Source organism: Streptomyces tanashiensis, assembly GCF_014648895.1.
GTDB classification, from domain to species: Bacteria; Actinomycetota; Actinomycetes; order Streptomycetales; family Streptomycetaceae; genus Streptomyces; species Streptomyces tanashiensis.
Genome location: NZ_BMRZ01000005.1, coordinates 19,136 through 30,500 on the forward strand (window position 1 = coordinate 19,136; position 11,365 = coordinate 30,500).

The following is an 11,365-nucleotide window of genomic DNA, read 5'->3' on the forward strand; positions in this document are numbered from 1 at the left end:
TTCTAGGGGAAGGGAATGGTGGCGCCGCCCGCACTTGGGTGGCGCCACCTCTTCGTCGGTGTCCCGGACGGGTCAGCGGTCGAAGTCCAACTCCACGTCCGCGGTGGCCGGATGGGACTGGCAGGCCAGGACGTATCCGGCTTCCGTCTCCTCCGGTTCCAGGGCGAAGTTGCGGTCCATCCGCACCTCTCCGCCGACGAGGAAGGCGCGGCAGGTGCCGCACACTCCGCCCTTGCAGGCGTACGGGGCGTCCGCGCGGGCGCGGAGCACGGTGTCGAGGAGCGTCTCGCCCCGCTCCACCGGCCAGGTGCCGGACCGGCCGTGGAGGGTGGCCGTGAGGGTGGCGTGCGCCGGGGCGTCGGCCGCGGGGGCCGGGGCGGGCGCGGAGCCGTCGTCGACGTGGAAGATCTCCTGGTGGATCCGCCCGCGGTCGACGCCGAGGCCGCGCAGTGCCCGCTCGGCGCCCTGGACGAGTCCGAAGGGGCCGCAGAGGAACCAGCCGTCGATCGTGTCGACCGGCAGGAGCGCGGGCAGGAGTTCGGCGAGGCGCTCCTGGTCGAGGCGTCCGGACGGCAGGCCCGCCTGCTGCTCTTCCCGGGAGAGCACGGTGACCAGCTGGAACCGGTCCGGGTGGCGGTCCTTCAGGTCGGCGACCTCGTCGAGGAACATCGTGGAGGAGGCGGTGCGGTCGCTGCGGATGAGGCAGAACCGGGCCTCGGGTTCGCGGGCGAGCAGGGTGGCCGCCATCGACAGGACCGGGGTGATGCCGCTGCCGCCGACGACGGCGGCGAAGTGGCCGGGGCGCGGGCTGAGCGCGAAGCGGCCCATCGGTTCCATGACCTCGACGAGGTCGCCGACGGCCAGTTCCTTGAGCGCGTACGTCGAGAAGGAGCCGCCGTCGACGAGCCGGATGCCGACGCGCAGGACGGGGGGTTCGCCGGGCGGGGACGCGGGGGCGCAGATCGAGTAGGTGCGCCGGATCTCCTCTCCCTGTTCGCCGGTGCGGCGCAGGGCGAGGTGCTGGCCGGGGAGGTGGCGGTAGGCCTCGTGGAGTTCGGGCGGGACCGCGAAGGTGACGGCTACGGAGTCGTCCGTGAGGCGGTCGACCTCGCTCACCCGGAGCGGGTGGAATCCGGCCCGTCCGGCGGCTGAGGACTCCATCTACAACTCCTTGAAGTGGTCGAACGGTTCGCGGCAGGCGGTGCAGCGGCGCAGTGCCTTGCACGCGGTGGAGGAGAAGCGGCTCAGGAGCTCGGTGTCGGTGGATCCGCAGTGGGGGCAGCGGATCGCCAGGGTGAGCGGCACGGGGCCGCCGGCGGGTCCCTGGGGGCGTGGTGGGGCGATGCCGAACTCGGTGAGTTTGCGTCGTCCTTCGTCGCTGATGTCGTCGGTGGACCAGGCGGGGGCGAGGACGGTGACGACGGAGACGTCCGGTATGCCGTGCCGGTGGAGGGCCTGCTCGATGTCGGAGGCCATGGCCTCGATCGCGGGGCAGCCCGTGTAGGTGGGGGTGAGGGAGACCTCGACGCGGCCGGGGCCGAGGACCTGCACGCCCCGCATGACGCCGAGTTCCTCCAGGGTGAGGACGGGCAGCTCCGGATCGGGGACGGAGCCGGCGATGCGGCTCAGTTCCTCTTCCAGGGCCGTCATGGTCACCATGTCGCCCCCGGGTGGCTGCGGTGCAGGTGCTGCATCTCGGCGAGCATCCGGCCGAAGGACTCGGTGTGCAGGCCCTGCCGGCCGGCGCCCGCGCTCCAGGCGCCGGTGCGCGGTCCGGAGGGGACGGTGAGCGTGGCCCGGCCGAGGGTGTCGGTGACGGAGTCGAGCCAGGCGGTGTCGAGGGCGGAGAGGTCCAGGTCGAGGCCGTCGACGGGCTGGAACAGTTCGCCGGTGTACCGCCAGAGGGCGTCGACGGCTCGCTGCATCCGTCGGTGGCTCTCGGGGGTGCCGTCGCCGAGGCGCAGGGTCCAGTGCTCGGCGTGGTCCTGGTGGTAGGCGACCTCCTTGACGGCCTTGGCCGCGAGGCCGGCGAAGGGGCCGTCGCCGGAGGCCAGCTGTCCGTACAGGAGGCGCTGGTAGGTGGAGAAGTAGAGCTGGCGGGCGATGGTGTGGGCGAAGTCGCCGTTCGGCTGCTCGACCAGCTGGCTGTTCCGGAAGGAGCGTTCTTCGCGGAGGTAGGCCAGTTCGTCCTCGTCGCCGGCGAGGGAGAGCAGGACGCGGGCCTGGCCGAGGAGGTCGAGGGCGATGTTGGCCAGGGCGACCTCCTCCTCCAGGACGGGGGCGGAGCCGGCCCACTCCCCCAGGCGGTGGGAGAGCACGAGGGCGTCGTCGCCGAGGGCGAGCGCCGCGGCGGTGGTGCGGGTGTCGGTGGTGCCGGTCACAGGTGCTTCACCCCCTCGGGGATCTCGTAGAAGGTCGGGTGGCGGTAGGGCTTGTCCGCGGCCGGCTCGAAGAAGGGGTCCTTCTCGTCGGGCGAGGAGGCGGTGATCTCCGTGGAGGGGACGACCCAGAGGGACACGCCTTCGGACCTGCGGGTGTACAGGTCGCGGGCGTTGCGCAGGGCCATCTCCGCGTCGGGGGCGTGGAGACTGCCCGCGTGGGTGTGGGACAGTCCGCGGCGGGAGCGCACGAACACCTCCCACAGCGGCCAACCGTCGGTCGTCATGCCTGTGCCTCTCCGTGCTTGCCGGTGTGCTTCTCCGCGTAGGCCGCGGCTGCTTCTCTGACCCAGGCGCCGTCCTCGTGGGCCTGGCGCCGCTTGCTGAGCCGCTGGTCGTTGCAGGGGCCGTTCCCCTTGAGGACGTCCCAGAACTCGGTCCAGTCGATGGCGCCGAAGTCGTAGTGCCCGCGCTCCTCGTTCCACCGGATGTCGGGGTCGGGGAGGGTGAGGCCGAGGGCTTCGGCCTGGGGCACGGCGATGTCGACGAAGCGCTGCCGCAGTTCGTCGTTGGTGTGGCGCTTGATCTTCCAGGCCATGGCCTGGGCGGTGTGGGTCGACTCGTCGTCCGGCGGGCCGAACATCATCAGCGAGGGCCACCACCAGCGGTCCACCGCGTCCTGTGCCATGGCGTGCTGGGCCTCGGTGCCGTGGGAGAGGGCGAGCAGTGCCTCGTACCCCTGGCGCTGGTGGAAGGACTCCTCCTTGCAGACCCGGACCATCGCGCGGGCGTACGGGCCGTAGGAGCAGCGGCAGAGGGGGACCTGGTTGGTGATGGCGGCGCCGTCCACGAGCCAGCCGATCGCGCCGACGTCTGCCCAGGTCAGCGTGGGGTAGTTGAAGATCGAGGAGTACTTCTGGCGGCCGGTGTGGAGCTTGTCGAGCAGCTCGTCGCGGCTGGTGCCGAGGGTCTCGGCCGCGCTGTACAGGTACAGGCCGTGGCCGGCCTCGTCCTGCACCTTGGCCATGAGGATCGCCTTGCGGCGCAGCGAGGGCGCGCGGGTGATCCAGTTCGCCTCGGGCTGCATGCCGATGATCTCGGAGTGGGCGTGCTGCGCGATCTGTCGGACGAGTGAGGCCCGGTAGGCCTCGGGCATCCAGTCGCGTGGCTCGATGCGCTCGTCGGCGGCGACGGCGGCGTCGAACACGGCCTCGTAGGCGGCCTGCTCCGCCGCCGCGGCCGTGTCCGACACGCCGGGCACGCCCGTGGTCCCTGCCGTCCCTGCCGTCACTGCGGTCATTCAGATCCCCTACCGACCGATCGTTCGGTTGAATGACTTCAATGGTGGGTCGGCGGCCCGTATGGTGTCAACCCTGTGGATAACCGAGGTGGGCCGATCGGGATCGGGGCGGGATGGACGCGTACGTCGAAAAGGACGCGGTCGAGGTGAGCGACGACGGGCGGAGACCCCCCGAGGACCCGCCGGTCACCCCTCGCGAGGCCCCGGATCACGAGGCCCCGGAAGACCCCGTCGATGCCGGGACCGAGGGCTCGGGCGGCTCTGCCGGGACCACCGGGCCGGGCACCGGGATCATGGCCCTCTCGATGCCGTACCAGGTCGTCGTCGCCGTGGCGCTCGCCGTCGCCGGCGTTTTCGCCTGCGTCCACCTGGCGATGGTGTTCCTGCACGTGGCCCCGTCCAACACGCTGACCAAGCGGCACGGCGAGGCCGTCGGCGACTGGATCTACCCCGAGTTCGAGCAGAACTGGAAGCTCTTCGCGCCCAATCCGCTCCAGATGAACATCTCCCTCGAGGTCCGCGCCGAGCTCGCCACGGCCGACGGCGGACACCGCACCACCGGCTGGATCGACCTCACCGCCCAGGACATCGAGGCCATCCGCCACAACCCGATGCCCAGCCACGCGCAGCAGAACCAGCTCCGCCGGGCCGTGGACTTCTACCTCAACACCCACACCGACGACGGCCGCCCCAACGGCTCGCGCAGCACCTTCTCGGAGCAGTACATGCGGCGGCTCGCGATGCAGAGGCTCTACGCCCTCGAAGGCTCCGACGGACGGGCCCTCGGCCCCGACACGCGGCGCATCCAGATCCGCACCGTCACCCGGCCCGTTCCCGCCGCACGGTGGAGCGACGAGAAGGCGCGGACCAACCCCGGCTACCGCCAGTTCCCGTGGTGGACGATCACCGAGACCGACCGGTCCGTCGGTGACCGCGCGAGCCGTACGGAGGCGGGCCGATGAGCACCCCTCCCGCCACGCCCGCGCGTGCCCGCGAACCCTTCGACCGCAAGCTCGCCCGCGGCGTGCAGGCCGTCACGGGCCGCACCCTCGCCCCGTACCAGAGCGCGATCGTGCGGATCGGCTTCTCGCTGACCTGGCTGCTCTACCTGCTGCGCGAGCTGCCGCACCGGCACCAGCTCTACGGGCCCGACGGCCCCTGGTCCTGGGAGCTGGCGCAGCGGCTGATCGCCGACAACCGGGCCTTCACCGTCCTCATGTGGTCGGACGGCCGGATCTGGTTCGAGTTCGTCTACGGGGCCGCGGTGCTCTCCGCCGTGCTGCTCCTGGTGGGCTGGCGCACCCGGGCCGTGTCCGTGGTGTTCATGGTCGGCGTGCTGTCGCTGCTGAACCGCTCCATCTTCGTGGGCGACGGCGGCGACAACGTCCTCCACCTCGCCGCGATCTACCTCGTCTTCACCCGCTGCGGCCGGGTGTGGTCCCTCGACGCCCGGCGCGCGGCCCGGGAGGCTCGCGCGGAGAGCGCCGGGGAGCCCCCGCGACGCGATGTCGTCGGACCGCTGCTGTGGACCGTGCTCGGCGGCTTCCTGCTCGCCGCCACCTGGTTCAGCGACGTCAGCGGCGAGTGGTGGGTGATGGTGCTGCTGTGGGTGCTGTGGCTCGGGAACGGCCTGTGGTGGCTGGTCTGCCGGCTCGCGCCCGGGGAGCCGCGCACCCTGCTCGACGCCCTCGCCAACCTCGCGCACAACGGTGTCCTCGTCGTGCTCATGGTGGAGGTCTGCCTGATCTACGCCACGGCCGGCTGGTACAAGATCCAGGGTTCGCGCTGGCAGGACGGGACCGCGCTGTACTACCCGCTCCACCTGGACTACTTCTCGCCCTGGCCCGGCCTCTCCGACCTGCTCGGAGCCAGCGGGATCATGGTGATGCTGCTGAGCTACGGCACGGTGATCGTCCAGGTCGCCTTCCCGTTCACCCTCTTCAACCGCAGGGTCAAGAACGTCCTCCTCGTCGCGATGATGCTGGAGCACGCCGGGATCGCGGTGCTCCTCGGGCTTCCGGTGTTCTCGCTCGCGATGATCTCCGCCGACGCCGTGTTCCTGCCGACCGCGTTCCTGGTGGCGCTGGGGACCGGGGCGACCCGGGGCAGGGACCGGCTGCTGAGGCGGACCCCCGCCGGCACGGCCCCCGCCGAGACGCTGCCCGAGCAGCGCCGTACGGGTGAGGAGCACGGCCCCCGTACCCTCGTCGGGTGAGCACCACGGAAGAACAGCCCGAGCCGGTCCAGTACGACGAGGGCTTCGGCCCCGAGATCGGCGTCGGGCCGCACCCGGAGCCGTGGCCGCGGGACGAGCGCTACGACCCGGAGCTGCTCGCCGGCGGCGACCGGCGCAATGTCGTGGACCGCTACCGGTACTGGACGCGTGAGGCGGTCGTCGCCGACCTGGACACCCGCCGCCACGACTTCCACGTCGCGGTGGAGAACTGGGGCCACGACTTCAACATCGGCTCGGTGGTGCGGACCGCCAACGCCTTCCTGGCGAAGGAGGTCCACATCGTGGGCCGGCGTCGCTGGAACCGGCGGGGTGCCATGGTCACCGACCGCTACCAGCACGTCCGGCACCACCCGGACACGGCGTCGCTGACCTCGTGGGCGGCGGCCGAGGGCATCCCGGTCATCGGGATCGACAACCTGCCGGGAGCCGTGCCGCTGGAGCGGACCGTGCTGCCCCGCCGCTGTGTGCTGCTCTTCGGGCAGGAGGGTCCGGGGCTGACCGAGGATGCCCGCGCCCACGTGGAGATGGTCTGCTCGATCGCCCAGTTCGGCTCGACCCGGTCGATCAACGCGGGCGCGGCGGCCGCGATCGCCATGCACGCATGGGTGCAGCGGTACGCGGAGATCGAGGCGCCGTAGGCGTCGTGGAGGCCCCGGAGGGCCTCCACGAGCCCGTGCATCAGGCCTGGCGGCGGACCTCCACCACCCGGAAGCGGTTGGAGACGAAGGCGCCGTCGCACAGCGCGGCGTTCGCCGCCGGGTTGCCGCCGGAGCCGTGGAAGTCGGAGAACGCGGCCGTCTGGTTCACGTACACCCCGCCCGTGAGGTTCAGCGAGAGCTGGGCCGACTCCTCCAGGCAGACCTCCTCCACCGCGCGCTCGGTGTCCGCCGAGGTCGTGTAGGCGCCGACCGTCATGGCGCCCTTCTCGCGGACCGTGCGGCGCAGCAGCTCCAGGGCGTCGGCGGTGGAGTCCACCGAGACGGCGAAGGAGACCGGGCCGAAGCACTCCGAGAAGTACGCGGCCTCGGCGTCCGGCTTGGTGCCGTCCAGCTTCACGATGACCGGCGTCCGGACCACGGCGTCCGGGTACTCCGGGTTGACCACCTCGCGGGAGGCCAGCGCGACCTCGCCGAGGCCGGCGGCGGCCTCCAGGCGCGCCTTCACGTCCGGGTTGACCAGGGCGCCCAGCAGGCCGTTCGCCCGGGCGTCGTCGCCGAGCAGGCCGCCGACCGCCGCCGCGAGGTCGGCGACGACCTCGTCGTACGACTTGGGGCCCTGGTCGGTGGTGATGCCGTCGCGGGGGATCAGCAGGTTCTGCGGGGTGGTGCACATCTGGCCGCTGTACAGGGACAGCGAGAAGGCCAGGTTGGCGAGCATCCCCTTGTAGTCGTCGGTGGAGTCGACCACGACCGTGTTGACGCCGGCCTTCTCGGTGTAGACCAGGGCCTGGCGGGCGTTGGCCTCCAGCCAGTCGCCGAAGGCGGTGGAGCCGGTGTAGTCGATGATCCGGATCTCGGGGCGGACGGCCAGGGTCTTGGCGATGCCCTCGCCGGGCCGCTCGACGGCGAGCGTGACCAGGTTCGGGTCGAAGCCGGACTCGGCGAGCACCTCGCGGGCGACCTCGACGGTGAGCGCGAGCGGCAGGACGGCGCGCGGGTGCGGCTTGACCAGGACCGGGTTGCCGGTGGCGAGGGAGGCGAACAGGCCCGGGTAGCCGTTCCACGTGGGGAAGGTGTTGCAGCCGATGACCAGGGCGATGCCGCGGCCGACCGGGGTGAACTCCTTGCTCAGCTCCAGGGGGTCGCGCTTGCCCTGGGGCTTGGACCAGCCGGCCCGCCCGGCGGGTGTGCGGGTCTGCTCCGCGTACGCGTACGCCACGGCCTCCAGGCCGCGGTCCTGGGCGTGCGGGCCGCCGGCCTGGAACGCCATCATGAACGCCTGGCCGCTGGTGTGCATGACGGCGTGCGCGAACTCGTGGGTGCGGGCGGAGATCCGGGCGAGGATCTCCAGGCAGACCAGGGCGCGGGTCTCGGCGCCGGCGTCGCGCCAGGCGCCCATGCCCGCGCGCATCGCGGGGAGCAGCACGTCGAGGTCGGCGTGCGGGTACTCGATGCCGAGCGACGGGCCGTACGGCGAGGTCTCGGCGCCGGTCCAGCCGTCCGTGCCGGGCTGGTCGAGGTCGAAGCGGGTGTTCAGCAGGGACTGGTGGGCGGCGAGACCCGCCGCCGCGTCGAGCGAGCCGTCCGCGCCGTACGCCTTCGGGTGCTCGGGGTACGGCGACCAGTAGGCGCGGGTGCGAATGGTGTCGAGCGCCTGGTCGAGCGTGGACCGGTGCTTCTCGGCCAGACGGTCGGTGGTCAGCTGAGCGGTGGCCATGGATGGACCAACTCCTCGTCGAGCTGGGCAGGGAGACGCGTACGGAGTTAGAGTAACCGAACGATCGGTCGGGACAAGGGGGTCCGTCGATCCTGTGGAAAACCCATCGGGGAGGATCACTCCTATGAGCGCCAACGTGACCGTCAGGGGGAGCGACGACGTGACCGCCAGTGAGACCGCCGCCGTGGGACAGGACCGCATTCCGGGCATCGGAGGCGACCGCACCGTCGCCGTCGTCGGCACCGGGACCATGGGCCAGGGCATCGCCCAGGTCGCGCTGGTCGCCGGCCATCCCGTGCGCCTCTACGACAGCGCCCCCGGCCGGGCCGCCGAGGCCGTCGCCGCCCTCACCGCCCGCCTGGACCGGCTCGTGGAGAAGGGACGCCTCGACGCCGCCGCCCGGGAGGCCGCCGTCGGCCGGCTGCACGCGGCCGAGGACCCCGCCGAGCTCGCGGACGCCGCCCTCGTGATCGAGGCCATCGTCGAGGACCTCTCGGTCAAGCGGCGGCTCTTCGCCGACCTGGAGAAGATCGTCGGAGACGACACCGTCCTCGCCACCAACACCTCCTCCCTCTCCGTCACCGCCATCGCGGGAGGGCTGCGGCTGCCCGGCCGTTTCGTCGGCCTGCACTTCTTCAACCCGGCGCCGCTGCTCCCCCTCGTCGAGGTCGTCAGCGGCTTCGCCACCGACCCGGACGTCGCCACGCGCGCGTACGAGACGGTCAAGGGCTGGGGCAAGACGCCGGTGCGCTGCGCGGACACCCCCGGCTTCATCGTGAACCGGGTCGCCCGCCCCTTCTACGCCGAGGCGCTCCGTGTGTTCGAGGAGGGCGGGGCCGACCCCGCCACCATCGACGCGGCCCTGCGCGAGTGCGGCGGCTTCCGCATGGGGCCCTTCGAGCTGACCGACCTCATCGGCCAGGACGTCAACGAGGCCGTCACCCGGTCGGTCTGGGACTCCTTCCACCAGGACCCGAAGTTCACCCCCTCGCTCGCCCAGCGCCGGCTCGTCGAGTCGGGACGCCTCGGCCGCAAGTCGGGGCACGGCTGGTTCTCGTACGCGGAGGGCGCCGAGCGTCCCGAACCGCACACCGCGCCTCCGGCCGAGGCGCCCGAGCGGATCGCCGTGCGCGGCGACCTCGGGCCCGCCGAGCCGCTGGTCGGGCTCTTCGAGGAGGCCGGGATCAAGGTCCGGCGCAGGAGCGGCGAAGGGTACGTCCAGCTGCCCGGCGGCGCCCGGCTCGGTCTCGCCGACGGCGAGACGGCCTTCGAGTACTACGGCGAGGAGATCATCTACTTCGATCTCGCGCTGGACTACGCGCGCGCGACCCGGATCGTCCTGGCGACCGGCGAGCACACCTCGGCCGAGTCCCTCGCCGAGGCCGTGGGCCTCTTCCAGGCGCTCGGCAAGCAGGTGTCCGTGATCGGCGACGTCCCCGGCATGATCGTCGCCCGGACGGTCGCCATGCTCGCCGACCTCGCGGCCGACGCGGTCGCCCGGGGCGTCGCCACCGCCGAGGACGTCGACACGGCCATGCGGCTCGGGGTCAACTACCCGGCCGGCCCGCTGGAGTGGGCCGGGAAGGTGGGGCACGCGCGCGTGCGGGACCTTCTCCTGGAGCTGCACACGCGCTATCCGACGGGGCGGTACGCGCCGAGCCTGGCCACCGCCCGCCGGGGATACGCCGAGGAAGGGCAGGACTCCTGATGACCACGGCGAAGCGCGACACGTACACCCCCGAGACGCTGCTCTCGGTCGCGGTGCGGGTCTTCAACGAGCGCGGTTACGACGGCACGTCGATGGAGCACCTGTCCAAGGCGGCCGGGATCTCGAAGTCCTCGATCTACCACCACGTGTCCGGCAAGGAAGAACTGCTGCGGCGCGCGGTCAGCCGGGCGCTCGACGGGCTCTTCACGGTGCTCGACGAGCCGGGGGCCGGGCGCGGCCGGGCCGTCGACCGGGTCGAGTACGTCACGCGCCGCACCGTCGAGGTGCTGATAGCGGAGCTGCCGTACGTGACGCTGCTGCTGCGGGTGCGGGGCAACACCGCCACCGAGCGGTGGGCGATGGAGCGGCGCCGCGAGTTCGACCACAAGGTTGCCGATCTGCTGAAGGCCGCCGCCGCCGAGGGCGACCTGCGGGCCGACGTGGACATCCGGCTCGCGACCCGGCTCCTCTTCGGCATGATCAATTCGCTGGTGGAGTGGTACCGGCCGCATCCGGACGCGACGGCGGAGCGGGAGCAGCTCGCCGAGACCGTCGTCCACCTGGCCTTCGACGGGCTGCGGACGGCCCGCTGATCCCTCGTACGGGCCCGGGGCGGCGGCCCGCGCGGCCCGCTGATCCTCCGTACGGGCCCGGGGGTGGCCCGTACGGTCGCCGTTCCCTCGTACGGGCTACCGCGGGCTACCGCGGGCTCAGCGGCCCGGGTCGCGGTGGTCCGGGTCCAGGTCCGTCTCCTCGAAGACCAGCAGGGTCCGGGTGGAGAGCACCTCGGGGATCGACTGGAGCTTGGTGAGCACCAGCTCGCGCAGGGTCCTGTTGTCGGGGGTGTGGACGAGCAGCAGGACGTCGAAATCGCCGCTGACCAGCGCGATGTGCGCGGCTCCCGGCAGGGCCTGGAGCTGTTCGCGCACGGTGCGCCAGGAGTTCTGGACGATCTTGAGCGTGATGTAGGCGGAGGCGCCGTGCCCCGCCCGTTCGTGGTTGACGCGCGCGCTGAAGCCGCGGATCACCCCGTCGTCGATGAGCCGGTTGATGCGCGCGTACGCGTTCGCCCGCGAGACGTGCACCCGCTCGGCGACGGAGCGGATCGAGGCGCGGCCGTCCGTTTGCAGGATGCGCAGGATGTCGCGGTCGATGGCGTCCAGCGGGCGTGCCGGAGGCCCGGTGAGCCCCGCCGTCGGCGCCGGTGCGACGACCTGCTCCCAGTCCTCGGCCATTTGTTCATCCGCCATGTGCCCCCGCCTCTCTCCCGTGGACGACCTGCCCTTATCCCAGGCTGTGGAGAACCGTTTGTCCACAGGCTGGAGGTGCCTGTAGCCAAAATGCCTCCACGACCGAACAATCGGTAG

12 protein-coding genes are annotated in these 11,365 nt (G+C 72.0%); 5 read left to right on the forward strand and 7 right to left on the reverse strand.

What is annotated here, in order from left to right:
• Nucleotides 1-72 precede the first annotated feature (72 nt).
• The 5 genes from IE237_RS17910 to paaA are packed head-to-tail and all read right to left on the reverse strand — an operon-like array spanning nt 73 to nt 3,678.
• Nucleotides 73-1,161, reverse strand: a complete 1,089-nt coding sequence (locus IE237_RS17910) for a 2Fe-2S iron-sulfur cluster-binding protein (RefSeq protein ID WP_189803011.1) — start codon at nt 1,159-1,161, stop codon at nt 73-75.
• A complete protein-coding gene (gene paaD, locus IE237_RS17915) occupies nt 1,162-1,659 on the reverse strand; it encodes a 1,2-phenylacetyl-CoA epoxidase subunit PaaD (protein ID WP_189803012.1) in 498 nt (165 codons plus the stop codon). It lies immediately after the preceding gene.
• Nucleotides 1,653-2,381 (reverse strand): 1,2-phenylacetyl-CoA epoxidase subunit PaaC, encoded by a 729-nt coding sequence (gene paaC, locus IE237_RS17920; RefSeq protein WP_189803013.1) that lies wholly within the window; start codon nt 2,379-2,381, stop codon nt 1,653-1,655. The genes paaD and paaC overlap by 7 nt, the downstream gene beginning before the upstream one ends.
• A complete protein-coding gene (paaB, locus tag IE237_RS17925; protein WP_189803014.1) occupies nt 2,378-2,665 on the reverse strand; it encodes a 1,2-phenylacetyl-CoA epoxidase subunit PaaB in 288 nt (95 codons plus the stop codon). Before paaB ends, paaC begins: the two co-directional genes overlap by 4 nt.
• Nucleotides 2,662-3,678, reverse strand: coding sequence for a 1,2-phenylacetyl-CoA epoxidase subunit PaaA (gene paaA / locus IE237_RS17930; RefSeq protein WP_189803015.1), 1,017 nt, complete (start codon nt 3,676-3,678; stop codon nt 2,662-2,664). The genes paaB and paaA overlap by 4 nt, the downstream gene beginning before the upstream one ends.
• A gap of 113 nt (nt 3,679-3,791) precedes the next feature.
• Here paaA and IE237_RS17935 point away from each other — a divergent pair, with 113 nt between their 5' ends.
• From IE237_RS17935 to IE237_RS17945, 3 genes are read left to right on the forward strand one after another with little or no spacing between them, the layout of a single operon-like run.
• Entirely contained in the window at nt 3,792-4,640 is an 849-nt protein-coding gene (locus IE237_RS17935) for a DUF5819 family protein (RefSeq protein WP_189803016.1), read from the forward strand.
• Nucleotides 4,637-5,893, forward strand: a complete 1,257-nt coding sequence (locus IE237_RS17940; protein ID WP_189803017.1) for an HTTM domain-containing protein — start codon at nt 4,637-4,639, stop codon at nt 5,891-5,893. Before IE237_RS17935 ends, IE237_RS17940 begins: the two co-directional genes overlap by 4 nt.
• Entirely contained in the window at nt 5,890-6,552 is a 663-nt protein-coding gene (locus IE237_RS17945) for a TrmH family RNA methyltransferase (protein WP_189803018.1), read from the forward strand. Before IE237_RS17940 ends, IE237_RS17945 begins: the two co-directional genes overlap by 4 nt.
• 40 nt (nt 6,553-6,592) lie before the next feature.
• Here the strand turns inward: IE237_RS17945 and paaN are convergent, their stop codons facing one another.
• The gene (gene paaN / locus IE237_RS17950; RefSeq protein ID WP_189803019.1) at nt 6,593-8,290 is read right to left on the reverse strand and encodes a phenylacetic acid degradation protein PaaN; all 1,698 of its coding nucleotides are present in this window, start codon (nt 8,288-8,290) and stop codon (nt 6,593-6,595) included.
• 124 nt (nt 8,291-8,414) lie between these two features.
• Here paaN and IE237_RS17955 point away from each other — a divergent pair, with 124 nt between their 5' ends.
• Together IE237_RS17955 and IE237_RS17960 are read left to right on the forward strand one after the other, a co-directional pair.
• The gene (locus IE237_RS17955) at nt 8,415-9,998 is read left to right on the forward strand and encodes a 3-hydroxyacyl-CoA dehydrogenase (protein WP_189803020.1); all 1,584 of its coding nucleotides are present in this window, start codon (nt 8,415-8,417) and stop codon (nt 9,996-9,998) included.
• The gene (locus tag IE237_RS17960) at nt 9,998-10,591 is read left to right on the forward strand and encodes a TetR/AcrR family transcriptional regulator (protein WP_189803021.1); all 594 of its coding nucleotides are present in this window, start codon (nt 9,998-10,000) and stop codon (nt 10,589-10,591) included. Before IE237_RS17955 ends, IE237_RS17960 begins: the two co-directional genes overlap by 1 nt.
• 117 nt (nt 10,592-10,708) lie before the next feature.
• Here IE237_RS17960 and IE237_RS17965 read toward each other — a convergent pair whose 3' ends face one another.
• The gene (locus tag IE237_RS17965) at nt 10,709-11,233 is read right to left on the reverse strand and encodes an Lrp/AsnC family transcriptional regulator (RefSeq protein WP_189803338.1); all 525 of its coding nucleotides are present in this window, start codon (nt 11,231-11,233) and stop codon (nt 10,709-10,711) included.
• Nucleotides 11,234-11,365: the final 132 nt, after the last annotated feature.

Bases quoted from the DNA above. Each gene is read 5' to 3' on its own strand.
- IE237_RS17910 (WP_189803011.1), bottom strand. From the start codon at position 1,161: ATGGAGTCCTCAGCCGCCGGACGGGCCGGATTCCACCCGCTCCGGGTG.
- IE237_RS17965 (WP_189803338.1), bottom strand. From the start codon at position 11,233: ATGGCCGAGGACTGGGAGCAGGTCGTCGCACCGGCGCCGACGGCGGGG.
- IE237_RS17960 (WP_189803021.1), top strand. From the start codon at position 9,998: ATGACCACGGCGAAGCGCGACACGTACACCCCCGAGACGCTGCTCTCG.
- IE237_RS17955 (WP_189803020.1), top strand. From the start codon at position 8,415: ATGAGCGCCAACGTGACCGTCAGGGGGAGCGACGACGTGACCGCCAGT.
- paaB (WP_189803014.1), bottom strand. From the start codon at position 2,665: ATGACGACCGACGGTTGGCCGCTGTGGGAGGTGTTCGTGCGCTCCCGC.
- paaN (WP_189803019.1), bottom strand. From the start codon at position 8,290: ATGGCCACCGCTCAGCTGACCACCGACCGTCTGGCCGAGAAGCACCGG.
- IE237_RS17935 (WP_189803016.1), top strand. From the start codon at position 3,792: ATGGACGCGTACGTCGAAAAGGACGCGGTCGAGGTGAGCGACGACGGG.
- paaA (WP_189803015.1), bottom strand. From the start codon at position 3,678: ATGACCGCAGTGACGGCAGGGACGGCAGGGACCACGGGCGTGCCCGGC.
- IE237_RS17940 (WP_189803017.1), top strand. From the start codon at position 4,637: ATGAGCACCCCTCCCGCCACGCCCGCGCGTGCCCGCGAACCCTTCGAC.
- paaD (WP_189803012.1), bottom strand. From the start codon at position 1,659: ATGGTGACCATGACGGCCCTGGAAGAGGAACTGAGCCGCATCGCCGGC.